Raw genomic sequence first — 24,226 nt, forward strand, 5'->3', positions numbered from 1 at the left:
CATTGTCGGTCTACGGGCTCATCGTGCCATGCCGGGGCGTGACTATGACGACGACCGCCTCGGCGGGACCGTCGGCCGCGCAGTATCGATGCGGCCGGTCGCTCTCCCAGCTCGTCGACTCGCCCGCCTCGACGGTCCGCATGTCGTCGATCGGACCGACCCGCAGACGTCCGGCGACGACGGTCAGGTGTTCGGTGACACCGGCGACGTGGGCTGGCGAGGTGTGCTCTGCGCCGGCCACGTACTGCAGCCAGAACACCTCGACGGTTCGGTCCGGCAGCTCGCGCACGTCGATCGTCGTCGACACCATCCCGCCGCTGCTCGTGCGGACCTGCAGGGTTCCGATCAGGGCGGACATCGCGACCCCGAGCGGGGCGCACAACGCGTAGAGCGTCTCGATGGTCGGGTTGCGCTGACCGGTCTCGATCTCCGACAGCGATCCCTTGCCGACCGACGACCGGCGGGCGAGCTCGGACAGGCTCAGACCGCGCTCGGTCCGCAGCGCGCGGACGCGTCGCCCGATCTCCACCGACGCCGAACCCGCTGCCATGGCTCGAGCTTACGTGCTACGTTCCGTATCCAGAACGTTCTGTTTGCGGAACGACCTCGCGTCCGCGCGAAACCCGTCCGGAAGAAAGGTGCGCCGGTGTCCGACATCCCGTCCGATGACGCCGTCGCCGTCGCCGCCGAGAGGGTCGGTGTGTCCGTGCCCATCGGTGCCGGCATCGTCTCGGCCATCGTCGGCTTCACCAGCTCGTTCACCGTCGTGCTGGCCGGTCTGCGCGCCGTGGGCGCGTCACCGGCGCAGGCCGCGTCAGGGCTGCTCGCGGTGTGTCTGCTGCAGGCCGTCGGGATGATCGTCCTGTCGCTGCGACACCGGATCCCGGTGGTCCTCGCGTGGTCCACCCCGGGCGCCGCCCTGTTGGCGACGACGGGAGCGGTCGCCGGCGGTTGGCCCGCCGCGGTCGGGGCGTTCGTGGTCGTCGGGGTGCTCATCGTGATCACCGGACTGTGGTCGGGATTGGCGGACCTCATCGGCCGGATCCCGATGCCGGTGGCCCAGGCGATGCTGGCCGGGGTGCTGCTTCCGCTGTGTCTCGCACCGGTGACCGCCCTGGCCCACGACCCGGTGGTGATCGCGCCGATCCTGCTGAGCTGGCTGGTGCTGCTGCGATACGCCCCACGCTGGGCGGTCCCCGGCGCGTTCGCTGTCGCCGCGGTGGTCATCGTGGTGGCGGTGATCCGGGCGGGCTCGCACGTCGACGCGGCGTCACTGGTGCCGCAGCCGGTCTGGACCACGCCGCACTGGACGTTCCAGGCCGTGACCGGGTTGGCCATCCCGCTCTACATCGTGACCATGGCCGCGCAGAACGTCCCCGGCGTCGCGATCATGACCTCGTTCGGCTACCGCGTGCCCTGGCGCGCGTCGATGTCGGTGACCGGGGTCGGGACGGTCTTCGGCGCCGGACTCGGTGGGCACGTCATCAATCTCGCGGCGATCAGCGCCGCGTTGGCCGCGGGTCCCCAGGCCGACCCCGACCGGGAGCGTCGCTGGGTCGCTGCGGTCGCGGCCGGCGTCAGCTACCTCGTGCTCGGGGCCGCCTCCGCCGCCATGGCCACGCTCGTCGTCCTCGCGCCGGACGGGGTGGTGCAGGCCGTGGCCGGGGTGGCGCTCCTGGCGACCCTGGGGTCTGCGATCGCGGCCGCGGTGGGGTCCGACGTTGGGTCGGTGCACCACCGGACGGCTGCCGTCGCGACGTTCGTCGTGGCTGCGTCGGGTACGGCGTTCGCCGGTATCGGGTCGGCGTTCTGGGCGTTGGTGGTCGGCATCGTCGTCTATGTGGTCCTGCGACCACGCGGGGCCGCCACCTCAGACCACTAGGCTCGGCAGCGACCCGACCGTCTGATCACCGAGGAGCGTGCGCGATGGCCACCCACACCCTGGAACCGTTCGAACTGGACTTCTTCGACTCCGCCCCGATCGCCTACCGGTTCAGCGTCGACCTACCCATCTCCCCGTCGGGCGCGTGGGCCGAGTTCAGCAGGCAGAACACGCTCGACTGGTGCCGACTGATCAAGAAGATCACCTTCACCTCCGATGCCCCCTACGGTGTCGGGACCACCCGCTCGGCCGTCCTGGCCCCCGGCGGCCTACACCTGTCGGAGTACTTCTTCGACTGGACCGAGGATCCCGGTGCCGGCCGCTACCGCAACGCTTTTCGCGTCGTCGAGTCCAACGTCCCGAGCCTGCGACGGTTCGGTGAGATGACCGAGATCGTCCCCGCCGAGCACGGCAGTCGACTCACCTGGGCCTTCGGCATCGAGCTGTCGGGCCCGGCGGCCAAGCTGCCCGGCTCGTCAGCGGCGGCCGCACCCCTGCTGTCGACCCTGCGCACCGACACCGTCAAGCACTTCTCCGACCTGTCCTGAGGGGGACGGCTCAGTCGTCGAGCAGTCGGCTGTGTACGCGGCCGCGTCGGATCAGCGCGGCCGCGCCGAGCAATGACGCGACCATCGAGCTGAGCAGAACCGCGGCCTTGGCGAGTTCGGCCTCGGCGGGGTCGAGCGCGAGGTCGGCGATGAGCAGGCTCACGGTGAAGCCGATACCGCCCAGGATGGCCACGGCGAGAAGGTCTCTGGTGAAGAAGCCCGCCGGTTTCCGGGCGATGCGCAGCCGGATGATGATCCAACTGGTGCCGAAGATCCCGATGGTCTTGCCGACCACCAGTCCGACCATGATGCCGATCGCGATGCGGTCGGTGAACATCGTGCCGACCACGGATCCGCTGATGGGGACACCGGCGGCGAACAGCGCGAACAGCGGTACGCAGATCGCGGCCGAGATCGGTTGCAGCCGGTGCTCGAGCCGCGAGCCGGGAGCGCACTCCTCGCCCGGATCGGCTCGCACGCGGGTCAGCAACCCCAATGCCACGCCCGCGATGGTCGCGTGGATCCCGGCGTTGTAGACCGCCACCCACGTGACGATCGCCAGAGGGACGTAGACGAAGTACGACGTGATCCGTCGGCGTTGGCAGTACCAGTAGAGGACCATCGCCGCGGCGCCGATCGCCAGGGCGCCGAGATTCAGGGACTCACTGAACACGACGGCGATGATGGCGATGGCGATGAGGTCGTCGACGACGGCCAACGCGAGGAGGAACACCCGCGCACTCGATGGGATCCGTGATCCGACGAGGGCGAGCACACCGAGGGCGAAGGCGATGTCGGTCGCCGCGGGGATTGCCCACGCCTTCTCGATACCTGGCGTGCCCCAGCCGATCGCCAGGCAGATCACGATCGGCACGATCACGCCGCCGACCGCCGCTGCCACCGGCAGAACGGCCTGCTTGGCCGTCGAGAGCTCACCGAGCACGATCTCGCGTTTGAGTTCGAGGCCCGCGACGAAGAAGAACACCGCGAGCAGCCCTTCCTGCGCCCAGTGTCCGATGGTCAGATCGAGGTTCAGCACGTCGGTGCCCACGTGGGTGTCGCGGACGGACAGGTAGGCGTCGGACAACGGAGAGTTCGCCCAGATGAGTGCGACGGCGGCGGCCGCGAGGAGGACGATCCCGCCGAAGGTCTCCGTGCGCAGATAGCGCACGAACTCGGTGGGAGACGGCGGCGAGATCTTCGGGGCGTTGATGAGAGGATCCTTCGGGTCGTGGGTCGACGAAACTGTTGCCGACCAGACTTCCCGGCGCACCGGAGTCCACCTTAACGGTTCCTTGACGCCGAGGCGCAGTGGTCAACTCTCCCCTCCGGGGAGGGTAGGGTTCGGCGAGTGTCGTCATCCACCCTGACCCCGTCGAGCCCCGCGCAGGACCAATCGGTTCTGGCAGCGCTCCGGTCCCCGAAACGCCTACGCACCGAGGTGCTCGCCGGACTCGTCGTCGCGCTCGCGTTGATCCCGGAGGCGATCTCGTTCTCGATCATCGCCGGCGTCGATCCGAAGATCGGCCTGTTCGCGTCATTCACCATGGCGGTGACCATCGCGATCGTCGGTGGACGCCCGGCGATGATCTCCGCGGCCACCGGGGCGGTCGCCCTCGTGGTCGCGCCGTTGGTGAAAGAGCACGGGCTCAACTATCTGATCGCGACGGTGATCCTGGCCGGGATACTGCAGATCGTGTTGTCGCTGGTCGGCGTGGCCAAGCTGATGCGCTTCGTCCCGCGCAGCGTGATGGTCGGGTTCGTCAACGCACTCGCGATCCTGATCTTCATCTCGCAGCTCACCCACCTCATCGGCGTCCCGTGGCTGGTGTACCCGCTGGTCGCCGTCGGTATCGCGATCATGGTGTTCCTCCCCAGGGTGAGTTCGGTCGTCCCGGCTCCGTTGGTCGCCATCGTGCTGCTCACCGGCGCGACGATCGTCTTCGGATGGAACAACGTGCCCGACGTGGGTGACGAGGGCAAACTCCCGTCGAACCTGCCGTCGTTCCTGATCCCGGATGTGCCGTACACCTGGCACACGCTGTCGATCATCGCTCCGTACGCACTCACCATGGCGATCGTCGGGTTGCTCGAGTCGCTGATGACGGCCAAGTTCGTCGACGACATCACCGACACGCACTCCGACAAGACCCGTGAGAGCACCGGACAGGGCATCGCGAACATCGTGACCGGATTCTTCGGCGGTCTCGGCGGATGCGCGATGATCGGTCAGACGATGATCAACGTGAAGGTGTCCGGCGCGCGTACCCGGATCTCGACGTTCCTCGCCGGGCTGTTCCTGTTGATCCTGGTGGTCGGGCTCGGCGACATCGTCGCGCTGATCCCGATGGCAGCGCTGGTCGCGGTGATGATCATGGTCTCCGTCGGCACGTTCGACTGGCACAGCATCACGCCGTCGACGCTGAAGCGGATGCCCAAGAGCGAGACGCTGGTCATGCTCGCGACCGTCGCGGTGACCGTTCCCACCGGGAACCTCGCCTACGGGGTCGGAGCCGGAACACTCACCGCCATGGTGCTTTTCGCCCGTCGTGTCGCCCACATGACCGAAGTCGTCGACATCGCGCATCCCGATGAGGACATCCGTGTCTACGCCGTGCGGGGCGAGCTCTTCTTCGCCTCCAGCAACGATCTGATCTACCAGTTCGACTATGTCGGCGATCCCGAGAACGTGGTGATCGACCTCAGCGACGCGCACGTGTGGGATGCCTCCACCGTCGCCACCCTCGATGCCATCACCGGGAAGTATGCGGCGAAGGGCAAGACGGTCAGCATCATCGGTCTCGACGACCACAGCGCCGAGCGCCACGACCTCCTGAGCGGACAACTCGGTGCCGGACACTGACAACACCGGGGCGCAACTGCAGATCGGCGAGGTGGCCGAGCGAACCGCGCTGTCGATCAAGACGATCCGACACTACGACGAGGTCGGACTCGTCGTACCGTCGGCGCGCTCGGCCGGCGGCTTCCGGCTCTACACCGCCGACGACATCGACCGACTCCTCGCGATCCGCCGCATGAAGCCGCTGGGCTTCACACTCGACGAGATGCGATCGCTTCTCGAATCCCTCGCCGCCCTCGACGACCCGGACGCTACGGCCGCCGAGAAAGCCGCGGCCACCGAGTATCTCGCCGAGTGTCACGCCCGGGCGACCCAGGCGTGCGCGAAGTTGAGCACCCAGCTCGACTACGCGCGTGAGCTGACAGCCCAGCTGTCCGAGTTCGCCCCTGACCGGGACGGACGCTGAGATCAGTCGCGGTGCGCGGCCCGGTGTTCGGTCCCGGCGGTGAATTCGGTTGCTGCCCACGAGGACAAGAGACGTAGCGCCTGCTCGGACGACGATCCCGGGGCGGCCGCATAGATGGTCAGTGTGAGTCCGGGTTCGGCGGCCATCTCGAGGCCCTCGTAGGCCAGGGTCATCTCGCCGACCACCCGGTGGTGGAAGGTCTTGGAGCCGGTACCGTGGTGGCGGACATCGTGCCTGCCCCACTGCCGACGGAAATCGTCACTGCGGGTCGACAATTCGCCGATGAGGTCGTGGAGTTCCTTGTTGTGCGGGTCGCGGGCTGCCTCGGTGCGCAGGATCGACACCGTGACCTCGGCGAACAGGTCCCAGTCCGGGTAGAAGGTGACCGCCCGCTCGTCGAGAAAGGTGTAGCGCGCGATGTTCGGCGGCTGCCCCGGCATGTCGAACACCTCGTCGTAGAAGGCTCGCGCGAGCGGATTGACCGCGAGGACGTCCATGCGCCCGTTGCGGACGAACGCCGGTCCGGCGGTGATCGCGTCCAACGTCCACTGCAGAGTCTCGTGCGCCCTCCATGACGTCGTGGAGCGGCGGCGGGGCGGGCGGGCGACCGGACTGGCCGCGTGGGCGAGGTCGAACAGGTGGGCGCGTTCGGCGTCGTCGAGGAGCAGTGCACGCGCCAGTGCGTCGAGGATCTCCGGGGATGCGCCGCTGATCGAGCCGCGTTCCAGGCGTGTGTAGTACTCCACGCTGACCCCGGCCAGCACGGCCACCTCACTGCGACGCAGTCCGTCGACCCGACGGTTCGTCCCGGCGGGGAGCCCGACCACCTCGGGCGAGATCTTGGCTCGGCGCGAGGTCAGGAAATCCCGCACCTCCGCCTTGTTGTCGACGCCCATACTGCGACGGTAGTCGGGGATCCGCGGTGGTGGGGGTCCCTGTGCGTGCCTCCATCGAGGAGGACTCCCGCACGCGCGCATCAGGTGCTGTGGTGGGGACATGACAGATCATCAGTTCGCAGACCGCGTCGTGTTCATCACCGGCGCCGGTACCGGTATCGGTCGGGCAACGGCCGTCGCGTTCGCCGAGCAGGGGGCATCGGTGGTGTGCACCGGCGTCGACGACGGGTCGACGGAGGAGACGGCCGACCTCGTTCGTGGTGCGGGCGGACGGGCCCTGTCGGTGCACTGCGACGTGACCGATGCCGAGTCGATCGCGAGCGCACTCAGGGCGACCGTCGACGAGTTCGGTCGCCTCGACATCGCGTTCAACAACGCCGGAGTCGAGCAGCCGGTGACCGCCCTGGCCGACATCACCGACGCCGACTTCGACCGTGTCATCGACGTGGACCTCCGCGGCACGTTCTTGTCCATGAAGCACGAGATCCCTCTGATGCTCGCGAATGGTGGCGGCGCGATCGTCAACACCGCCTCGGGCGCCGGGGTGATCGGGATCCGTGGTCAGAGCGCCTATGCCGCAGCCAAACACGGGATGCTGGGGATGACGAAGTCCGCCGCCCTCGACTACGCCGATCAGGGGGTACGGATCAACGCGATCTGCCCGGGCATCATCGACACCCCCATGATGGACCGGTTCTCCGGCGGCACCCCCGAGGGACGGGCGCGGGTGATCGCCCAGGAGCCCATCGGCCGCATGGGCAGGCCCGAAGAGATCGCCTCCGCGGTGCTCTGGCTGTGTTCGCCGCTCGCTGCCTTCACCATCGGGCACGCGATGGTGGTCGACGGCGGCCAGACCGTGGGGTTGTAGGCATGCGGGCCGGCGGATCTGCCGCCGTTCTTGCCGCTGTGTTCGCGGTCGGCGCGTGCGCGTCCGGATCTGGATCCGATGTCGCGCTACCCGACCCGACGAGCCCGAGCACGTTGACGCCCGCCGCCGGCGAATCTCGAACATGCACGAACGCAGACGCATCCACCACCCCGATCCGCATCCGCTTCGGAGCGACAGCGCTGACGGGGTCATCTCGGGCGGTTCACCGACACCGACGGTGTCGTGGCCGCGGCGACCGGCGCGGTCACCGTGACCATCGAGCTCGACTGCTGACCCACGTCAGCAGCCGAGCTCGGCGCCACTACTTCTTCTTGCGGATGTTCTCGAAGACGGTCGGGTCGACCAGGGTCGAGGTGTCCCCGAGCTCGCGTCCCTCGGCGACGTCCTTGAGGAGTCGGCGCATGATCTTGCCGCTGCGGGTCTTCGGCAGCTCCGGCACCACGTAGATCTCACGCGGCTTGGCGATCGGCGAGATGTCCTTCGACACCTGGTCTTTGAGCTCCTTGATGAGGGCGTCGCCGGTGTCGACGGTGCTGCCGCGCAGGATGACGAACGCGACGATGCCCTGTCCGGTGGTCTCGTCGGCGGCACCGATCACCGCTGCCTCGGCCACCCCGTGGTGGTTGACCAATGCGGACTCCACCTCGGAGGTGGAGATGCGGTGACCGGAGATGTTCATGACGTCGTCGATGCGGCCGAGCACCCAGAGGGCGCCGTCTTCGTCGTACCGTGCGCCGTCACCGGCGAAGTACCATCCCTGCGCCGCGAACCGCGACCAGTAGGTGTCCTTGTAGCGCTCGTTGTCGCGCCAGATACCGCGCAGCATCGCGGGCCACGGCTTGTCGATGACCAGGTAGCCCTGTTCGCCCTGGGCGACCTCGTTGGCGTCGTCGTCGACGATCTTGGCGCTGATGCCGGGCAGCGGCTTCATGGCCGAACCGGGCTTGGTGGCCGTCACGCCGGGCAGCGGCGACACCATCATCCCGCCGGTCTCGGTCTGCCACCACGTGTCGACGATCGGCGCCGAGTCCGCACCGAGGACCTCGCGGTACCACCGCCAGGCCTCGGGGTTGATCGGCTCGCCGACACTGCCGAGCAGGCGCAGCGACGACAGGTCGTGTGCGTCGGGGATCTCGCGACCCCACTTCATGAACGTGCGGATCAGCGTTGGCGCGATGTAATACGTTGTCACGCCGTAGGACTCGATGATCTCGAAGTGCCGGTGCTCGTTGGGCGAGTTCGGGGTGCCCTCGTAGATGATCTCGGTGGCGCCGTTGGAGAGCGGGCCGTAGACGAGGTAGCTGTGCCCGGTGACCCAGCCGATGTCGGCACCACACCAGAACACGTCGGACTCGGGTCGGTGATCGAACACGTTGTGGAAGGTGGAGCTGACCTGCGTCAGGTAGCCGCCCGAGGTGTGCAGGATGCCCTTCGGCTTGCCCGTGGTGCCCGAGGTGTAGAGCAGGAACAGCGGGTGCTCGGCGTCGAATGCGGTGTAGGCGTGCGAGTCCGACGCGTTGGCGACCGTCTCGTGCCACCACACGTCGCGGCCGTCGACCCAGTTGAGGTCGGGGTCGTGGCCGGTGCGCTTGACCACCAGGACCTTCTCGACCGATTTCGCGGCGTCGTCCCCGGTGCCCAGGGCCGAGTCGACGGCCTCCTTGAGTGGCGCGGGCTGACCGCGACGGAACTGTCCGTCGGTGGTGACGACGAGCTTGGCCTCGGCGTCGTCGACGCGGGAGCGCAGAGCGCCCGCGGAGAACCCGGCGAAGACCACCGAGTGCGGCAGGCCGAGACGTGCGCACGCCAGGATCGTCACGATGGCCTCGGGGACCATCGGCATGTAGACCGCGACGCGGTCGCCGGCGACGAGACCGAGTGAGGTGAAGTAGTTCGCGGCGCGGCTGACCTCGGTGAGCAGGTCGGAATAGGTGATGTCACGGCTGTCGCCGGGCTCGCCCACCCAGTGGATGGCGACCCGGTCGCCGTTACCGGCGTCGACGTGACGGTCCACGCAGTTGGCGGCCACGTTGAGCCTGCCGCCGACGAACCACTTCGCGAACGGCGCGTCGGTCCAGTCGAGGGTGTCGGTGAAGTCGGTGTCCCACTGGAGTCGGCGGGCCTCCTTGGCCCAGTACGCGAGCCGGTCTCGCTCGGCCTCGTCGTAGAGATCGGCCGTGGCGACCGCATTCTTCGCGAACTCCGGGGGCGGGGGATAGGCCGATGGAACGTCGCCCTGCGAGCCTTGCGTGGACTGCCCTGTGGCACTCGACATGGTGGATCAATCACCCTTTCTGAGGCCGCTCGTCGCGGGTGAGGCGCGAACGGCGGAGATTCCTTCGGTACGGGTCGCGCACCGCTCATCATTGTCGGCGGACCGCGGACGACACGCGTGGATGCGCCCACCATGATCGGATGCGGCCGCCTCCATGGTGAGCGTAGTCACGTTGGATTCCCGTTGCAGCGACATCTCTGTCCGAAAGGTCGCAATTCCTACCAATCGTTACGTGTACTGGCCAACGAATATCTCACTCAGCGAGACGCGGCTCAGAGAGGTGAGTAATGTCCTCGGAGGTTCGAGCCCCGGTTAGCGACATTCACGAAATGTTGCCGACGTGTTTCGGATCTCCGTTCGCGGGGTGGGTGTGAGGTCACACAACGTTCGATGCCGGTAATCCCGAGTGTCGAACGACGTCGATGAGAAGGAATGACAGCGGTGAGATTGAAGAGAATCGCGGCGATGGCCGGTGCACTGGTGATCAGTGCGGGCGTGCTGGCGGCATGTGGTGGATCGAGTTCGGACAGCAGCATGATCACGGTCAACGGCTCTGAGCCGGAGACCGGACTGATCACCACGACGACCAACGAGAACGGCGGTGGACGTATCGTCGACCGGCTGTTCACGGGTCTCTACTACTACGACGCCGACGGCAATCCGAAGCCGGCGATGGTCGACAAGCTCGACACGACCGACAACCAGAACTACACGATCACCATCAAGAAGGGGTGGAAGTTCACCGACGGTACGGAGGTGAAGGCGCGCAACTTCGTCGACGCCTGGAACTTCGGTGCCTACACCCCCAACGCCCAGAAGCAGCAGAGCTTCTTCGCACCCATCCAGGGTTACGACGATGTCTCCAGCGAGAACCCGACCGTGAAGACGATGTCGGGCCTGAAGGTCGTCGACGACTACACCTTCACCGTCGCGCTGAAGAACCCCGCGATCGACTTCAAGCTCGGTCTCGGGTTCACCCCGTTCAAGCCGCTGCCGGACGTCGCTTTCAAGGACATCAAGGCCTTCGGCGAGAACCCGGTCGGCAACGGCCCGTACAAGCTGCAGAGCTGGCAGCACAACGTGCAGGCGACGCTGGTCCCCAACGACACGTACCCGGGCGAGAACAAGGCCAAGAACAAGGGCCTGATCTTCAAGTTCTACCTCGACTTCGATTCGGCCTACAGCGATCTGCAGTCGGGCAACCTCGACTTCCTCGACACCATCCCGGTCAGCGCCCTGCGCACCTACAAGCAGGACCTCGGGGACCGCGCGATCACGAAGGCGACCGCGCAGAACCAGACCGTCGACATCCCGTACACGATGCCGCACTTCTCCGGTGCCGAAGGTGTGCTTCGTCGCCAGGCGATCTCGATGGCGATCGACCGCAAGCAGATCACGCAGAACATCTTCGCGGGATCACGTAACCCGGCTCGCGACTTCACCGCGAAGACCCTGCCGGGCTTCAACGACAACCTGCCGAACTCGTCGAACCTGGACTACAACCCGACCAAGGCCGTGCAGTTGTGGAACCAGGCGAACGCGATCTCGCCGTGGAGTGGGAACTTCGTCCTCGCCTCCAATTACGATGGCGGGCACAAGGAGTGGATCGAGGCCGCGGCCAACAGCATCAAGAACGTGCTGAAGATCGACGCGCAGCCGGAGGCGATCGCGACGTTCTCGCAGCTGCGCCAGCAGGTGAACGCACGCACGATCAAGACTGCGTTCCGTGCCGGATGGCAGGGTGACTACCCGTCGATGCTCGAGTTCCTCGAGCCGATTTTCGTGACCGGTGCCGGATCGAACGACACCGACTACTCGAACCCGGCGTTCGACGCGAAGCTGCGCGAGGCGGAGGCCCAGAAGACCAACGAGGCCTCGTACCAGCTGACCGGTGAGGCGCAGTCCATCCTGCTCAACGACCTTCCCGCGATCCCGATGTGGGACTACGTCGCCAACGGCGGCGAGGGAGTCGGCGTGAGCGCGCCGATGACCTGGTCCGGTCTCGGCGATTTCGAGAACTTCACCAAGAGCTGACAACGCCACCGCACGTCCTCCCGCGCCCGGGCATCGCCAGGGGCGCGGGAGGTCGCGGTGTTCTCGAGAAGGAAGTGACCGACTCATGGTCTGGTACACCGTCCGGCGGATCCTGCAGCTGATCCCCGTGTTCTTCGGCGCCACGTTGCTGCTGTACTTCATGGTCTACAAGTTGCCCGGCGATCCCACCGCTGCCCTCGGTGGCGGACGCCCCCTCACCCCGGCGGTACGCGAGCAGATCCGGGAGCAGTACCACCTGAACGACAGCTTCTTCCAGCAGTACTGGATTTATCTGAAGGGCATCTTCACGTTCGATTTCGGTCAGTCGTTCTCCGGCCGACCCGTCCTCGACGTGATGCAGCAGACGTTCCCGACGACGATCAAGCTGGCGGTGATGGCGCTCATCATCGAGGCTGTGCTCGGCATCATCATCGGTGTCATCGCCGGTCTGCGTCGTGGTGGGCTCTTCGACTCCACGGTGTTGGTGGCCAGCCTGATCGTCATCGCCATCCCGATCTTCGTGCTGGGCTTCCTCGCGCAGTTCCTGATCGGGGTGAAGTGGGGCCTCGCGCCGGTGACCGTCGGGGGCAACACCTCCATCGGCAACCTGTTGCTGCCCGCGTTCGTGCTCGCGCTGGTGTCGATCGCCTACATCCTGCGGCTGACCCGGAACTCGGTGGCCGAGGTCGCCGGCGCCGACCACGTGCGCACGGCCACGGCCAAAGGCCTGGGACGGCCCCGCGTCGTGACCGTGCACATCCTGCGCAACTCGCTCATCCCGGTCGTCACCTTCCTGGGCGCCGACCTCGGCGCGCTGATGGCCGGTGCGGTCGTCACCGAGGGCATCTTCAACATCAACGGGATCGGCCAGACTGTTTTCCGCAGTGTGCAGATCGGCGAGGCGCCGACGGTGGTCTCGATCGTCACCGTGCTCGTGCTGATCTATCTCATCGCCAACCTGGTGGTCGACCTTCTCTACGCCGTCATCGATCCGAGGATCCGCTATGCCTGACCGTGTTCCGGAGGAATCCGGACTCCCCAGCACCTACCCGCACCAGGACCGTTTCGTCGCCGGCGCATCGGAGGCCGAGGTTCTCGCGGTCGATGCCATCGACGACCGAGGATCGTCGGCCGGCTTCTGGAAGGGCGCGTGGATCGGTCTGCGTCGTCGGCCCCTCTTCATCATCTCCGGGGTGATGATCGTGCTGGTGGTGGTGATCTGCCTGTTCCCCGGGCTCTTCGCCCACCAGGACCCGCAACTCTGCCTCGGCTCGCTCAGCCTCCAGAAGCCCTCGGGCGGGCATTGGTTCGGTACCGATCTGCAGGGCTGCGACATCTACGCACGCACCATCTACGGCGCGCGCGCATCGGTGGTGGTCGGTGTGGTGACCACGTTGATCGTCTTCGTCATCGGGACCGTCGCCGGCGTGCTGGCGGGGTTCTTCGGCGGATGGCTCGACGTGATCATCTCCCGCCTCACGGACATCTTCTTCGCGCTCCCGCTGATTCTCGCGGCCATCGTGATCATGCAGATGTTCGCGCAGCGGAGCGTGTGGACCGTCGTCACGATCCTGGCGGTGTTCGGCTGGCCCCAGGTGGCGCGCATCGCGCGTGGTGCGACGATCTCCATCCGGGGTGAGGATTTCATCACCGCGGCAAAGTCGTTGGGCGCCTCGCGGATGCGCATCATCGTGGCCCACGTCATCCCCAACGCGCTCGGCCCGATCATCGTGATCTGCACCATCAGCCTGGGTGTCTTCATCGTCACCGAGGCGACGTTGTCCTACCTCGGTATCGGCCTGCCCGCGACCAGCGTCTCGTGGGGCATCGACATCGCCGCCGGACAGAGTCTCCTGCGCTCGGGGAACCCGATCCTGCTGTATCCCGCAGGTGCGCTCGCGCTCACAGTGCTCGCGTTCATCATGATGGGTGACGCGCTGCGCGACGCCCTCGACCCGAAGGCGCGCACCCGATGACCGAACCGAACACCGCCGCCACACCACTGCTCCAGGTCACCGACCTCGCGGTCTCGTTCGGTGACACCGAGGCCGTCTCGGGGATCAACCTGACCATCTATCCGGGCCAGACGGTCGCGATCGTCGGCGAGTCGGGCTCCGGCAAGACGACCACCGCCAACGCGGTGCTCAACCTGCTGCCCGGCGCCGGCCATGTCACCCGCGGCAGCATCACCTTCGACGGTCAGGAACTCACGACCGCGTCGAAGAAGGACGTCGACGCGTTGCGCGGATCGTCGATCGGCCTGGTTCCCCAGGACCCGATGTCGAACCTGAACCCGTTGTGGAAGGTCGGGTTCCAGGTCCGCGAGGCGATCGAGGCCAACAACGTCGCCAAGGGGGCCGCTGCCAAGAAGCGAGCGGCCGAGTTGCTGACCGAGGCGGGTATGCGCGACGCCGAATCGCGGATGAACCAGTATCCGCACGAGTTCTCCGGCGGCATGCGTCAGCGCGCGCTGATCGCCATCGGACTGGCGTGCCGACCGAAACTGCTGGTGGCCGATGAGCCGACGTCTGCGCTCGACGTCACGGTCCAGCGGCAGATCCTCGACCACCTCGAGGGGCTGACGAAGGAACTGGGCACGTCGGTCCTGCTGATCACCCATGATCTCGGCCTGGCCGCCGAGCGAGCGTCGCATCTCGTGGTCATGTACCGCGGCAAGGTGGTGGAGTCGGGTCCGGCCCGCGACATCCTGCGCGACCCGCAGCACGAGTACACCAAGCGTCTCGTCGCGTCGGCGCCGTCGCTGGCGTCCAAGCGGCTGACCGCCAAGGCCGCGCGCGCCGAGATCGTCGAGCAGGCGGTGGAGGTCGCCGACGAGATCAAGCCGTCCGACTCCGACAACACCGTCCTCGTCGTCGACCACCTCACCAAGGTCTTCCCCATTCGCGGCGGCGCGCCGTGGAAGTCGAAGAGCCTGACCGCGGTCGACGACGTCTCGTTCTCGATCCGCCGCGGCACCACCACCGCCGTCGTCGGCGAGTCGGGCTCGGGCAAGTCGACCGTCGCGCAGATGGTCCTGGCGCTGCTGGCGCCGACCAGCGGGTCGGTGACCTTCGACGGTGACGACGTCACGAGCTTCAAGGGCAAGAGTGCGCTGGCGTTCCGCCGACGGGTCCAGCCCATCTTCCAGAACCCGTACGGGTCCATCGACCCGCTGTTCTCGATCTACCGGGTGGTGGAGGAACCGCTGCGCATCCACGGCATCGGATCGGCCAAGGAGCGTGAGGCGCGCGTCCGGGATCTGCTCGACAAGGTCGCGCTGCCGTCGTCGGTGATGAAGCGGTTCCCGAACGAACTGTCCGGCGGTCAGCGACAGCGCGTGGCGATCGCCCGGGCGCTGGCACTCGACCCCGAGCTGATCGTCTGCGACGAGGCGGTCTCGGCGCTCGACGTGCTGGTCCAGGCGCAGATCCTCGGGTTGCTGAACGACCTCCAGGGGGAGTTGGGCCTGACGTACCTGTTCATCACCCACGACCTCGCCGTCGTGAAGCAGATCGCCGACAACGTCGTCGTCATGGAGCAGGGCAAGGTGGTCGAGCAGGCCGCGACCGACACGGTCTTCGACAAACCGTCGCAGGACTACACCCGCAAGCTGCTCGACGCGATTCCCGGGGCATCGATCGTCACCACCTAGCGGCGGTGGTCGGCACCGATCTCGTCGGCCCTAGGCTGGTCGGTTGTGACCACCGATCCGCTCGCACCGCTGTTGGACCTGCCCGGCGTCGCCGCTGCCGCGGACGAGGCGCGTGACGCGCTGAGCTCGGTGCACCGGCATCCGGTGAACATGCGCGGGTGGTTGGACACCTCGACCGAGGCGTCCTGGCGAACCGCGCACTCCTCGGCGGGTATCGAGGGCGTAGCAGGCTCCCTGCGACGCGACGAGGACGTCGACGACCCGGTGCTCGCCGGCGCCATGCGTGTCGCGTTGGCCCTGACCGGTGACTCCCTCGATCAGCTCGTCTCGGTGTGGACGCGGGCGCCGCTGCAGGCGCTGGCACGGCTGCACCTGCTGGTCGCGGCCGACCTCGTCACCGATCCCGACACCCTCGGCCGACCACGGACCGACCCGCACGTCTCGCAACGACTGGACATGCTCGCGCAGCTGATCGCCGGCGGCACCTCGGTCGCGGCGCCGGTGCTCGCCGGCGTCGTCCACGGGGAGTTGCTGACCCTCGCCCCGTTCACGACCGGCAACGGCGTGGTCGCCCGCGCCGCCGCGCGACTGGTCGCGGCATCGACCGGACTCGATCCGCACAGTCTCGGGGTGCCGGAGGTGACCTGGCTGCGCCGCATCGACGAATACCGCGCGGCCGCAATCGGCTTCGGCACCGGAACCGGCGACGGCGTTCGAGAATGGTTGATCCTGCACTGTGCCGCACTGACCGCAGGGGCGACCGAGGCCCGGTCGATCGCCGACGCCCGCCGCTGACCATTCCGGCGTCGAAACACCTGTGCGATCAGCCAACTGACCGACCATGGTGGGCACATAAATGCGGGCGACCGATGATCGCGAAGATCATTCGGCCGCCCGCCGAGCACGGATCACTGGTTACCAAGCGTGCTGATCGGGTTGCGTGGGTGGCCTCGGCGATTGGTCGCGTTGTGATGAACGCGCCGTCCCACCCAAGGTCCGACGCTCTCGTCACTTCCGCAATGTCGCAGGCCCGCAACACTTGTGCCTCTCGCGGCGTGCTCCGCGTGGGTGCTCGGTGTCCGTGCTGGGAAGTGCCCGCCCGGGGGGCCACTTCTTCTCTTCCGAGGTGGCCTTTGCCGTTCGTACTTCCGTGCTCTCTTTCTACACCGTGACGTCGGTCACATCAAGAGGTGAACGGCAACGATTCGGTGGTCAGTCGAAAACTGTTGTGTAACAGAGCAGGACACGATCATCGTCCACGAGTGCGGTGCACGATCGCGTAGGTGATGCCGCCCGCCACCGCGGCGCCCACACCGACGGCCGCAGCGCCGGTCACCGTGGTGCGCGACGGTGCGCCCGGGATCCGTTCACGCAGCGAGACGGGCCGGTTGAAGGACAGGACGGGCCATCCGTTGGCCGCCGCGGCCTTGCGCAGCGAACGGTCGGGGTTGACCGCGGTCGGGTGGCCGACGACCTCGAGCATCGGCAGATCGGTGATCGAATCCGAGTACGCGAAGCACAGATCGAGGTCGTATCCGCGTTCCGCGGCGATCTCGCGGATGGCGGTCCGCTTGCCCTCGCCGTAGCAGTAGAAGTCGACCTCGCCGGAGTACTTGCCGTCGACGACCTGCATCCGGCTCGCCACCGAGGTGTCGACGCCGAGCATCTCGCCGATGGGTTCGACGATCTCACTGCCCGATGCCGACACGATCACGACGTCGTGTCCGCGTGCGCGATGGCCGGCGATGAGCTCGGCCGCCTCGGCGAAGACCAGCGGGTCGACGATGTCGTGCAGCGTCTCGGCGACGATCGTGCGGACCTGGTCGACGTCCCATCCCGCGCACATCTGGGTCACGTGCTTACGGAGTCGCTCGACCTGGTCTGCGTCGGCCGCGGTCAGCAGGAACAGAAACTGTGCGTAACTGGATTTGAGTACCGAACGTCGGTTGATCAGCCCCTCGTCGAAAAAGGGTCGTGAGAATGCCAAGGTGCTCGACTTGGCGATTATCGTTTTATCGAGATCGAAGAATGCGGCCACGGGAGTTTCGCTTCTCTGAGCACTCCGGTCACCCGTGGGTGAACCCGGCGGCGGGGTCGTCACGGCATCAGCCTACGTCGGGGGCTGTGCGGACGTGTGGACTCGGACAGGCGTGCGATCTCGAACGACAAACCGACAGGTCAGCCGCCATAAACTACCCACGGGTAACAAGATGGTTGAACTTGCAATCATCCTGGGGACGGTGTGTATAGTCATAGTCACCCGGTTCATCCGGGGCTTTCAGCCCGACCCCCCGGGGCTGAAACGCGACGACCCTGGCCTCCTCCCCCCCTGGCCGGGGTCGTCCCCATTTCCGGACCTTTTCGTGTGTCCCCATTCCGAACGCACGGCCTGTTTAACCGCATTCGCCGACCAGGTCGTTTTCCGCTCTTTCGGCATATTTGTGCACAGTTGTTCTCCGACTCGCAGAATGCGGTGATCGAAGCTGGTTTCGGGGCGAACGGTCGCCCTCTCCGACCACCATCGACCCCATGAGCGATCACGTACTGGTTCATGGTGGGCGACGATCTCGCCGACGATGTGGCCCGCTGCGCAGCCGCGGCCGGCTATCAGATCCTGACCGCGCAACCCGACACCTGTCGTCGGGCGTGGTCGGACTGTCTCGCGGTCGTCGTCGACGTGCAGGCCGCCGCGGAGCTGGCAGGCCTGGGCTGGCCGCGTCGCGCCGGTGTCCTGGTGGTCGGTGCGGGAGAGGTCGATCCGCAGCTGTGGCGGTCGGCGCTGACGCTGGGCGCCCATGACGGGTATCTCCTTCCGGAGCAGGAACACGACGTGGTCGGGGCTCTGAGTCGCCTTCGCGCGCCTCGCAGTCCCGCGGGAGCGGTGGTCGCATGCCTCGGTGGCCACGGCGGTGCGGGCGCGTCGGTGCTCGCTGCGGCGATCGCGATGCGTGCGGCCGGTGAGTTCTCGGGGACGACGCTGCTGCTCGACGTCGACGAGCTGGGCGGTGGCGTCGACCTCCTGCTCGGCATCGAGGACACGTCCGGACTGCGATGGCCCGATCTGACACTGGAGAGCGGACACGTGTTCGCCGACAGTCTGCACGCTGCGCTACCGAGGGTGGGGACGGATCTCGCCGTGCTGTGCCCGCGTCGCGGGGACGTGCGGCCGGTCGGTGTCGAGGCGGTGACGTCGGTCATCGACGCCGGCAAGACGACATCCGGGCTATGAAACGATTCAACGGTGACAGCCACTGAGCGTGTCGGCATGTCGTAAGAATTTCGCAAGGCCGCGACGGAGCCGGGTTAGGCTTCGGTCGCACGAGCAAGACTACAGAGACCTCGCTGAACGGCAGGGCTGGCAAGTCGCGAAAGTGTATGTCGGCGAAGATATTTCGGCCTACAGCGGCAAGGTGAGGTCGCAGTATCAGCAGCTGTTGAACGATATTGCGGCAAAGGCAATCACGGGCGTGGTGGCTTGGGCCCGGACTGATTGCATCGGTCGCCGACCGAACTCGAAACCTACATCTCGCTGGTGGAGGGTGGGCAGATTACGACGCCTCCACCAGCCATTGCGCGGTGCATGCGCACTCCAGCGCTTGCCGCACCAGCGGCATGATGAATATGGGCGGGTATTCCCTCAGAAGCAGGGATCGGGCGGCGCCTGAGCACTGGGTCGTTTCATTCGCAAGGGCGTGAACGGCGATAGAGACCGCGTCGCCTCGGTGGTGGCTGACGAGCACCATGTCCGGCTTGTCATCGCGGGTGTACGACGCGCATTGCTTGCAGAGTTGGTTGATGATGCCCAGTAGTTCGTCGGCAATGGCGGGAACTTCGTCTTTGAGCACAAGTGGTACTTTAGCGACGTAAACGGGCATTCGTTGTGCGGGAAAGCAGTCGATAAACTGTTGGTCTCATTGCGCGTGAGCGGATAGCCTCGTTGGCTTACGGAGTATCGGTGAGGCAGAGCGAGAGCGAGACAGCTATGAGCGCGGCAATGGACGACCCGTACGACGGTCGTAGCCGTACGGAATAGGAGCGGATGCTCAAGGCGAAGCTACGTCCGGGAGTGATCCGATCTACGCCCGCGTTTGCGGGCCTTTACCAGATCGCTCACGAAATAATCGAGCGGACTGTTTTCGAACAAGTCCATGATTTTTTTAGCGTGGGTTGGACGAGAATGGAATGAACTACGACGAGGCGGCCCATCGTACGAGCGTTCTAGATCGAAAGACGTCGACAGGCAAACCATGAGCAATGTCGACGCTTCGGTGAGCTGGCTTGTCGAATTAGAAGCAATAGCCGAGGGTCAGGCGTCACGTCTCAGTGCAATCTACGACCTGCGTCACGAACGCACACATGATTTGGTCGAGTTCGTGGTCGACGTTGGTCGCAACCCAGACATTGATCTGCTGACCGATGCTTGCAAGATACTAAAAGCGATAGGAGGATTCTGAGCACAACAAGAAATCGACATCGGATCGTTTGAACACTTAGGGGAGGCTGTGCTCAACGTCGACGACGTCACGCCTCTTTCGCTTGTCGTCCTCCATCAGTGCATTGATGCGTATGCTTCGGGAATGGTTGCGACTTGAAGTTCTGAATAGCGTTACGCGGCTCGCAAGGTCTATTGGTCACTATCCAGTATTTTTTGGAGCGCGACAGGGACTTCACTGTCAGCCGAATACGTGACACGCTCTGGACTGTAGGTCCCTATCCGCTTCCATCTTCTGCCACGCGCGTCAGTGAACTCAACATGGGAGACAAAAGCCGTGAAGGTTTCGGCACCGTCTTCGAAACCTTTGCCGGTCCACCGGGTCGGATGCGACTCGTCGCCACCTTCAATTGTGGTTGGCGCAGATAGGTGCCGGACTAAGCTCGTCACTAACTCGGTCATTTTGTCCGCGCGCGAATAGTCGTACGCGAACCCCTCTGGTGAGTCATTCACAATCTTTAGAGGGGCTGTACGAACGGAGCGGACGGTTACATCAAATATCGATTCGGCACTCCTGTTTTGAACGAGCACATCAAGCAGAACCGGGTCAGGCCCACCTACGGTGATCGTCTTTGGCACGACAAGCCGGGCTTGATTCGCTTCGTCGTCGCGCTGTCGGGTGGCGTCCTCTTGCCACCGGATGATCGCCACAAAGACCCCAGCCAGAGCGAGTAGCGAGGCACCGGCAGTTACCCATCCTGGCATCTGGCCCCAAGACACAGAGTGTCGCGTGCAGGGGACGGCGGCGACAACGCCGACTGCGGTCAGCCCGGCCAGAGCTGCTAGCCCGGCCACTCTGAGAAGAACTTTCGTCTGGCTAATTCGGCCTGTGAGGGACCGCGTCCCCGGTTTCTGGACCTCACTATTGCGCGCCATAGCTGACCCGTTCTGCAGTGTGCTGCTCTTTACCCGCCCGGCCGTTGCCAGAGTTCTAGGCCGCAGTATCTCATCGAGGATATTTTACTGCAGCAATCCGTAAGTCCGCGCCACTCGTCGCGGGTTGAGGGAGTCAGCCTGGTGAGGCTGTGGAGGATCCGCCGGATAATTGCCAAACGGCCACAGTTGGGATAGGTCCCGCACCTACCTCGTGGGGTGGGACAAACTGCGGAGGTTCCGTGCCCTGCGTATTACTGCCGGCCGTGTGAGGCGGCCGTGTACCCGTGGGACTCGGGACGCATCGAAGCGGGCTTCTGCAACGCGGTGACCTGTTGCTTTAGCTTGGTAGCGCCATGGTCGAGACTACCCGGCGATGCGCGAGGAGTTGACGGCTGAAGATCGAGCGGGAGCATCCGACTGCAGGGGCTCATCAGCGCGTCACGTACCTGACCTGCCCGATTCATCTGGAACAATGCACTTCTATGGCGGGTGTCGAAGTTGTCGCGTGGGTTGGCGCCGTTTCAGGTGTGGGCGCGCTCATCATTCACGGGGTGCGCCTTAAGTGGGATTTGGGCGCGAATACGCGCGCGGTGCAGAAGGAACTCAGGGGGCAGCTGAGGGGCCATTTATCGGAAGCTGTCGCTGAACTAGAGCGGGCTAAAGCCGCCATCCGATCCGGAAATTATGTCGGTCCCGCGAGCGAAACCCTCGGCAAGTGTTCGGACGAATTGCATAGCTTGTCGAAGAGAGTCGACTCCAAACTGGAGTCTGCGGTGTTCAATGCGGGGACAGCGATCTTTCTGTCGAGGTCGCATTGGGGAAATCGCTGCACCGCGCGGAGCGGTCGCCCCATACCGAGAACCCGAAGTCAGTTATGGCGGCGATCAATGAGTTTCGCGAATACACCGACAGCACAACATTCCCTCGTTGCAACAGCCTCCTAAAGCGTCTGAACTCAATTGACAAGGGGCTCAGACGAACTCACGAGAGACCCAGTTGGTCGATGAGGGCCTCGTTGGACGTGGCTGTCAGAACTCCGGGCGCTACATGCCCTCGACCATCCCGTCGGTGATGTCTGCAGGGTCGTGCGTCTCGAGCAGTGCGTCGCAAGCGCGCGTGTCGTCAGCAGTCCAGACGCAGGACAGCCCGGGGTGCGGTCGCGATTCCGCGCCTAGCTTCAGGGGTGTGACATAGGCAACCCGTATGCTTCACGACATGAGTGAGCCAGTCCCGTCGCAAGATTTCGCGCGACTGAAGCTGAACGGTGAGCGGTTCGCAGGTGCGCGCCTGCCTGTCTCGGCACTATCCGAACTTGAGAACTACACCAACCTGATCCGAGAGGCTGCAAAACTAGCATGGCGCGATGCGCACCCAGGCGAGGATCTACCCCAAGATTTCGGCGCTGATTTCGATCTGGTGCTGACGTCAGTCCACAACGGCAGCGCTGATTGCCACCTCGAAAGATTGCTCCCACACTCGGGGGACGAAGATGACTACTTCGACCAAAGCCGGGAACGCGTTGGACGCGAATTGCGACAGGTGTTGCAAGGCCGTATAGACGAAACAGATGAACTACTTGCGAGGATCGACTCGTTTGGCGAATTAGGCTCGTCACTGAGTGTGGGCGATTCGCTCGAAGTTCCGTCGTACGACTCGGACGACGAGCCTGTTCGAATTACACGCTCGAGTTATCGCGAGTATGTCCGACCCGCGCATGAGCGGTCGTTGCGCGAGCCTGCGGTACCTGGACGTCCCCGCCTGAAAGGCCGCGACGGGTGGCTTGTCGGTCGGCTCTTTGCCGTTTCCTCGAAAGATACGAGGTTCGAGCTTGCCTCCGAAAGATACGGCGACGTACATGGTTTCTACGCAGTGCCCGAAATCTTGGATGACCTGCGGGCGGTCCTCGGTACGAGCAAGGAGGCTCCCGTCGTCAGAATATTTGGGCGGCTGCAGTACTATTCGGAAAATGACTTCTTTCGCATGCGGAATGCGAGCTTGGTGCAGGTCTTGGAGGTTGATGGTCAACCGTGGTCGCGTCGGTTCATTGAGCTTGCGTCTTTAGAGGAGGGTTGGGACGACGACGATTCAGAAAGTCAACCAGTATCTTTCGCCGCGCTAGACGGAGCGCGTCATTTGTTGAGCCACGCGAGATCCGTTGAGATTCCTCAGCCCGGGATCTTTCCCTTGGGTGACGGTGGAGTCAGTCTTGAGTGGGCGTCCCCCGACTCGATCTACTCCATCGAGATCTCGCCTGAAGCTGACGTCACTCTGTTTCACCTCGGCAACGACGACATTCCGCACCATTTCGACGCTGTCAACTTTTCTGTGGCCGAGTCGTTCATCACGGGGGTGGAGCTGTGATGAGTGAACCTGAGTTTTGGGAGCTCGACCCCAAGGAGAGGGTCATTGTCAACGAAGTTGAGGATGACGAACTGCTTTGGAGACAGATCTGCGATCACAGCTGGGATGCGCAATACGGTCTCCCGAACCTTGATTCATTCGGCCCTCAGAAAGTAGATCAGCGCCGTCCGTCGTTCTCGCGCAGCTCCGTCGTAACAGCTCAAGAGAGCCGCGACTGGCAGAGCGAATGGGCGAAGTCGAAGTCGCGCGGCGTCTGGGCATGCTCGATACAAGAGGTAGCTGACGCGGGGACCCGCGCAATCGATGACAGTGAGACCGCTCTTGAGCCAGGCAAACAACGCGCGCCTGGTCACGCGTATGTCGACTACCGGCACATGGGTAAAGCAGGTCTGAAGGCAGTTAAGGCTCGTTTGCTCAAGGCGGCACTCGCTCGCAAAGAGATACCGACTGACGACAACTTCGAAGATTGACCAACGGGTCCGGTTCGAGTTGGACGACGAGAACCGCGACGCTGAGGCGTTCATCGCCAGGACGTGGGACCGGGCATCTGTCGGTGGATACCGACCCGAGATTGTCGCCGCGGTGTCCGCGGCTGTCTACGCACGCTGCTGGACCGGTCGGACAGCTCGATCGGATCACGGGGTGATGCGGGTGTTGTTGACGCTCGCCGAGGAACGGGGCACCACGGTTCCGACGTTCGGTGTTAGAGCGGTGGCGCTACGGGCGCAGCTGCCGGACAAGACGACGTGCAAGGCGCCTGCCCGTCTCGTCTCCGTAGTTTGGCTACGTCGGATCAAAGCGGGCGATACCGGTCGGGTCAGCAGACGGTTTCGAGCTGCGTATCCCGCAAGGGGGTAGCAAGAGTTCCACACTTGTTACCGTCCCCTAGTGCTAAGTGTGTCAGTTCCGCTGGCCCCCTAGCGCTCGTTTGAGGGACACCCGGTGTTCCGAAACGGGGCAGGGCTGGGCAAGACGGCGTGCCGACTGTAGCTCGCCCGAACAGAGCCGACGCACTCGTCGCCGGCTCTCGAAGCTGGCATCGTGCTCGCCTTCGA

Annotated in this window: 21 protein-coding genes; 15 read left to right on the plus strand and 6 right to left on the minus strand. The window is 65.1% G+C overall.

Going from position 1 to position 24,226, the window contains the following annotated elements:
• Positions 1 to 10: 10 nt before the first annotated feature.
• The gene (locus tag JHC79_RS03585; protein ID WP_296388495.1) at positions 11 to 550 is read right to left on the minus strand and encodes an XRE family transcriptional regulator; all 540 of its coding nucleotides are present in this window, start codon (positions 548 to 550) and stop codon (positions 11 to 13) included.
• 105 nt (positions 551 to 655) lie between these two features.
• Here JHC79_RS03585 and JHC79_RS03590 point away from each other — a divergent pair, with 105 nt between their 5' ends.
• Together JHC79_RS03590 and JHC79_RS03595 are read left to right on the plus strand one after the other, a co-directional pair.
• Positions 656 to 1,882, plus strand: a complete 1,227-nt coding sequence (locus tag JHC79_RS03590) for a benzoate/H(+) symporter BenE family transporter (RefSeq protein WP_296388527.1) — start codon at positions 656 to 658, stop codon at positions 1,880 to 1,882.
• 44 nt (positions 1,883 to 1,926) lie between these two features.
• Positions 1,927 to 2,430, plus strand: a complete 504-nt coding sequence (locus tag JHC79_RS03595; protein ID WP_296388496.1) for an SRPBCC family protein — start codon at positions 1,927 to 1,929, stop codon at positions 2,428 to 2,430.
• A 10-nt stretch (positions 2,431 to 2,440) separates the two neighbouring features.
• Here JHC79_RS03595 and nhaA read toward each other — a convergent pair whose 3' ends face one another.
• Entirely contained in the window at positions 2,441 to 3,628 is a 1,188-nt protein-coding gene (gene nhaA / locus JHC79_RS03600; protein WP_296388528.1) for a Na+/H+ antiporter NhaA, read from the minus strand.
• 153 nt (positions 3,629 to 3,781) lie between these two features.
• On the opposite strand from nhaA, the gene JHC79_RS03605 reads away from it, so the two are divergent.
• Together JHC79_RS03605 and JHC79_RS03610 are read left to right on the plus strand one after the other, a co-directional pair.
• Entirely contained in the window at positions 3,782 to 5,293 is a 1,512-nt protein-coding gene (locus JHC79_RS03605; protein ID WP_296388497.1) for a SulP family inorganic anion transporter, read from the plus strand.
• Positions 5,280 to 5,696, plus strand: a complete 417-nt coding sequence (locus tag JHC79_RS03610) for a MerR family transcriptional regulator (protein WP_296388498.1) — start codon at positions 5,280 to 5,282, stop codon at positions 5,694 to 5,696. Before JHC79_RS03605 ends, JHC79_RS03610 begins: the two co-directional genes overlap by 14 nt.
• Positions 5,697 to 5,698: 2 nt before the next feature.
• Here JHC79_RS03610 and JHC79_RS03615 read toward each other — a convergent pair whose 3' ends face one another.
• Positions 5,699 to 6,592 carry a helix-turn-helix domain-containing protein gene (locus JHC79_RS03615; protein ID WP_296388499.1) on the minus strand — a complete coding sequence of 298 codons (894 nt, stop codon included), beginning with the start codon at positions 6,590 to 6,592 and terminating at the stop codon, positions 5,699 to 5,701.
• Positions 6,593 to 6,692: 100 nt separating this feature from the next.
• On the opposite strand from JHC79_RS03615, the gene JHC79_RS03620 reads away from it, so the two are divergent.
• Positions 6,693 to 7,460 (plus strand): glucose 1-dehydrogenase, encoded by a 768-nt coding sequence (locus JHC79_RS03620; protein ID WP_296388500.1) that lies wholly within the window; start codon positions 6,693 to 6,695, stop codon positions 7,458 to 7,460.
• Positions 7,461 to 7,782: 322 nt separating this feature from the next.
• Here the strand turns inward: JHC79_RS03620 and acs are convergent, their stop codons facing one another.
• On the minus strand, positions 7,783 to 9,756 hold the full coding sequence (gene acs / locus JHC79_RS03625; RefSeq protein ID WP_296388501.1) for an acetate--CoA ligase: 1,974 nt from the start codon (positions 9,754 to 9,756) through the stop codon (positions 7,783 to 7,785).
• 465 nt (positions 9,757 to 10,221) lie between these two features.
• Here acs and JHC79_RS03630 point away from each other — a divergent pair, with 465 nt between their 5' ends.
• The 5 genes from JHC79_RS03630 to JHC79_RS03650 all read left to right on the plus strand — a co-directional run bounded on the left by JHC79_RS03630 (position 10,222) and on the right by JHC79_RS03650 (position 16,237).
• Positions 10,222 to 11,790, plus strand: a complete 1,569-nt coding sequence (locus tag JHC79_RS03630; protein WP_296388529.1) for an ABC transporter substrate-binding protein — start codon at positions 10,222 to 10,224, stop codon at positions 11,788 to 11,790.
• A gap of 85 nt (positions 11,791 to 11,875) precedes the next feature.
• Positions 11,876 to 12,802, plus strand: coding sequence for an ABC transporter permease (locus JHC79_RS03635; protein ID WP_296388502.1), 927 nt, complete (start codon positions 11,876 to 11,878; stop codon positions 12,800 to 12,802).
• Entirely contained in the window at positions 12,795 to 13,766 is a 972-nt protein-coding gene (locus tag JHC79_RS03640; RefSeq protein ID WP_296388503.1) for an ABC transporter permease, read from the plus strand. The genes JHC79_RS03635 and JHC79_RS03640 overlap by 8 nt, the downstream gene beginning before the upstream one ends.
• Positions 13,763 to 15,442: an ABC transporter ATP-binding protein gene (locus tag JHC79_RS03645; RefSeq protein WP_296388504.1), complete on the plus strand. Its 1,680-nt coding sequence runs from the start codon at positions 13,763 to 13,765 to the stop codon at positions 15,440 to 15,442. The genes JHC79_RS03640 and JHC79_RS03645 overlap by 4 nt, the downstream gene beginning before the upstream one ends.
• Positions 15,443 to 15,487: 45 nt before the next feature.
• Complete coding sequence (locus tag JHC79_RS03650; RefSeq protein WP_296388505.1) at positions 15,488 to 16,237, plus strand: oxidoreductase; 750 nt, start codon at positions 15,488 to 15,490, stop codon at positions 16,235 to 16,237.
• Between the two features lie 454 nt (positions 16,238 to 16,691).
• Here JHC79_RS03650 and JHC79_RS03655 read toward each other — a convergent pair whose 3' ends face one another.
• Positions 16,692 to 17,480, minus strand: a complete 789-nt coding sequence (locus tag JHC79_RS03655; RefSeq protein WP_296388506.1) for an HAD family phosphatase — start codon at positions 17,478 to 17,480, stop codon at positions 16,692 to 16,694.
• Between the two features lie 513 nt (positions 17,481 to 17,993).
• On the opposite strand from JHC79_RS03655, the gene ssd reads away from it, so the two are divergent.
• Together ssd and JHC79_RS23790 are read left to right on the plus strand one after the other, a co-directional pair.
• The gene (ssd, locus tag JHC79_RS03660) at positions 17,994 to 18,671 is read left to right on the plus strand and encodes a septum site-determining protein Ssd (RefSeq protein ID WP_296388507.1); all 678 of its coding nucleotides are present in this window, start codon (positions 17,994 to 17,996) and stop codon (positions 18,669 to 18,671) included.
• 28 nt (positions 18,672 to 18,699) lie between these two features.
• Positions 18,700 to 19,107, plus strand: a complete 408-nt coding sequence (locus JHC79_RS23790; RefSeq protein ID WP_366782217.1) for a recombinase family protein — start codon at positions 18,700 to 18,702, stop codon at positions 19,105 to 19,107.
• On the opposite strand, the gene JHC79_RS03665 is transcribed toward JHC79_RS23790, so the two are convergent.
• Positions 18,991 to 19,287, minus strand: a complete 297-nt coding sequence (locus JHC79_RS03665) for a hypothetical protein (protein WP_296388508.1) — start codon at positions 19,285 to 19,287, stop codon at positions 18,991 to 18,993. The two genes, JHC79_RS23790 and JHC79_RS03665, sit on opposite strands and share 117 nt — an antisense overlap.
• A gap of 402 nt (positions 19,288 to 19,689) precedes the next feature.
• On the opposite strand from JHC79_RS03665, the gene JHC79_RS03670 reads away from it, so the two are divergent.
• The 3 genes from JHC79_RS03670 to JHC79_RS03680 all read left to right on the plus strand — a co-directional run bounded on the left by JHC79_RS03670 (position 19,690) and on the right by JHC79_RS03680 (position 23,641).
• Positions 19,690 to 19,896: a hypothetical protein gene (locus tag JHC79_RS03670; protein WP_296388509.1), complete on the plus strand. Its 207-nt coding sequence runs from the start codon at positions 19,690 to 19,692 to the stop codon at positions 19,894 to 19,896.
• Between the two features lie 2,129 nt (positions 19,897 to 22,025).
• On the plus strand, positions 22,026 to 23,171 hold the full coding sequence (locus JHC79_RS03675; protein ID WP_296388510.1) for a hypothetical protein: 1,146 nt from the start codon (positions 22,026 to 22,028) through the stop codon (positions 23,169 to 23,171).
• Positions 23,171 to 23,641: a hypothetical protein gene (locus tag JHC79_RS03680; protein ID WP_296388511.1), complete on the plus strand. Its 471-nt coding sequence runs from the start codon at positions 23,171 to 23,173 to the stop codon at positions 23,639 to 23,641. Before JHC79_RS03675 ends, JHC79_RS03680 begins: the two co-directional genes overlap by 1 nt.
• The last annotated feature ends 585 nt before the right edge of the window (positions 23,642 to 24,226 follow it).

This window comes from Williamsia sp. (assembly GCF_016462415.1).
GTDB lineage: Bacteria > Actinomycetota > Actinomycetes > Mycobacteriales > Mycobacteriaceae > Williamsia_A.

Coding starts and splice junctions, on each gene's coding strand:
- JHC79_RS03585 (WP_296388495.1), bottom strand. CDS start 550: ATGGCAGCGGGTTCGGCGTCGGTGGAGATCGGGCGACGCGTCCGCGCG.
- JHC79_RS03595 (WP_296388496.1), top strand. CDS start 1,927: ATGGCCACCCACACCCTGGAACCGTTCGAACTGGACTTCTTCGACTCC.
- JHC79_RS03615 (WP_296388499.1), bottom strand. CDS start 6,592: ATGGGCGTCGACAACAAGGCGGAGGTGCGGGATTTCCTGACCTCGCGC.
- JHC79_RS03620 (WP_296388500.1), top strand. CDS start 6,693: ATGACAGATCATCAGTTCGCAGACCGCGTCGTGTTCATCACCGGCGCC.
- acs (WP_296388501.1), bottom strand. CDS start 9,756: ATGTCGAGTGCCACAGGGCAGTCCACGCAAGGCTCGCAGGGCGACGTT.
- JHC79_RS03630 (WP_296388529.1), top strand. CDS start 10,222: ATGGCCGGTGCACTGGTGATCAGTGCGGGCGTGCTGGCGGCATGTGGT.
- JHC79_RS03635 (WP_296388502.1), top strand. CDS start 11,876: ATGGTCTGGTACACCGTCCGGCGGATCCTGCAGCTGATCCCCGTGTTC.
- JHC79_RS03640 (WP_296388503.1), top strand. CDS start 12,795: ATGCCTGACCGTGTTCCGGAGGAATCCGGACTCCCCAGCACCTACCCG.
- JHC79_RS03645 (WP_296388504.1), top strand. CDS start 13,763: ATGACCGAACCGAACACCGCCGCCACACCACTGCTCCAGGTCACCGAC.
- ssd (WP_296388507.1), top strand. CDS start 17,994: ATGGTGGGCGACGATCTCGCCGACGATGTGGCCCGCTGCGCAGCCGCG.
- JHC79_RS03670 (WP_296388509.1), top strand. CDS start 19,690: ATGAGCAATGTCGACGCTTCGGTGAGCTGGCTTGTCGAATTAGAAGCA.
- JHC79_RS03675 (WP_296388510.1), top strand. CDS start 22,026: ATGAGTGAGCCAGTCCCGTCGCAAGATTTCGCGCGACTGAAGCTGAAC.
- JHC79_RS03680 (WP_296388511.1), top strand. CDS start 23,171: ATGAGTGAACCTGAGTTTTGGGAGCTCGACCCCAAGGAGAGGGTCATT.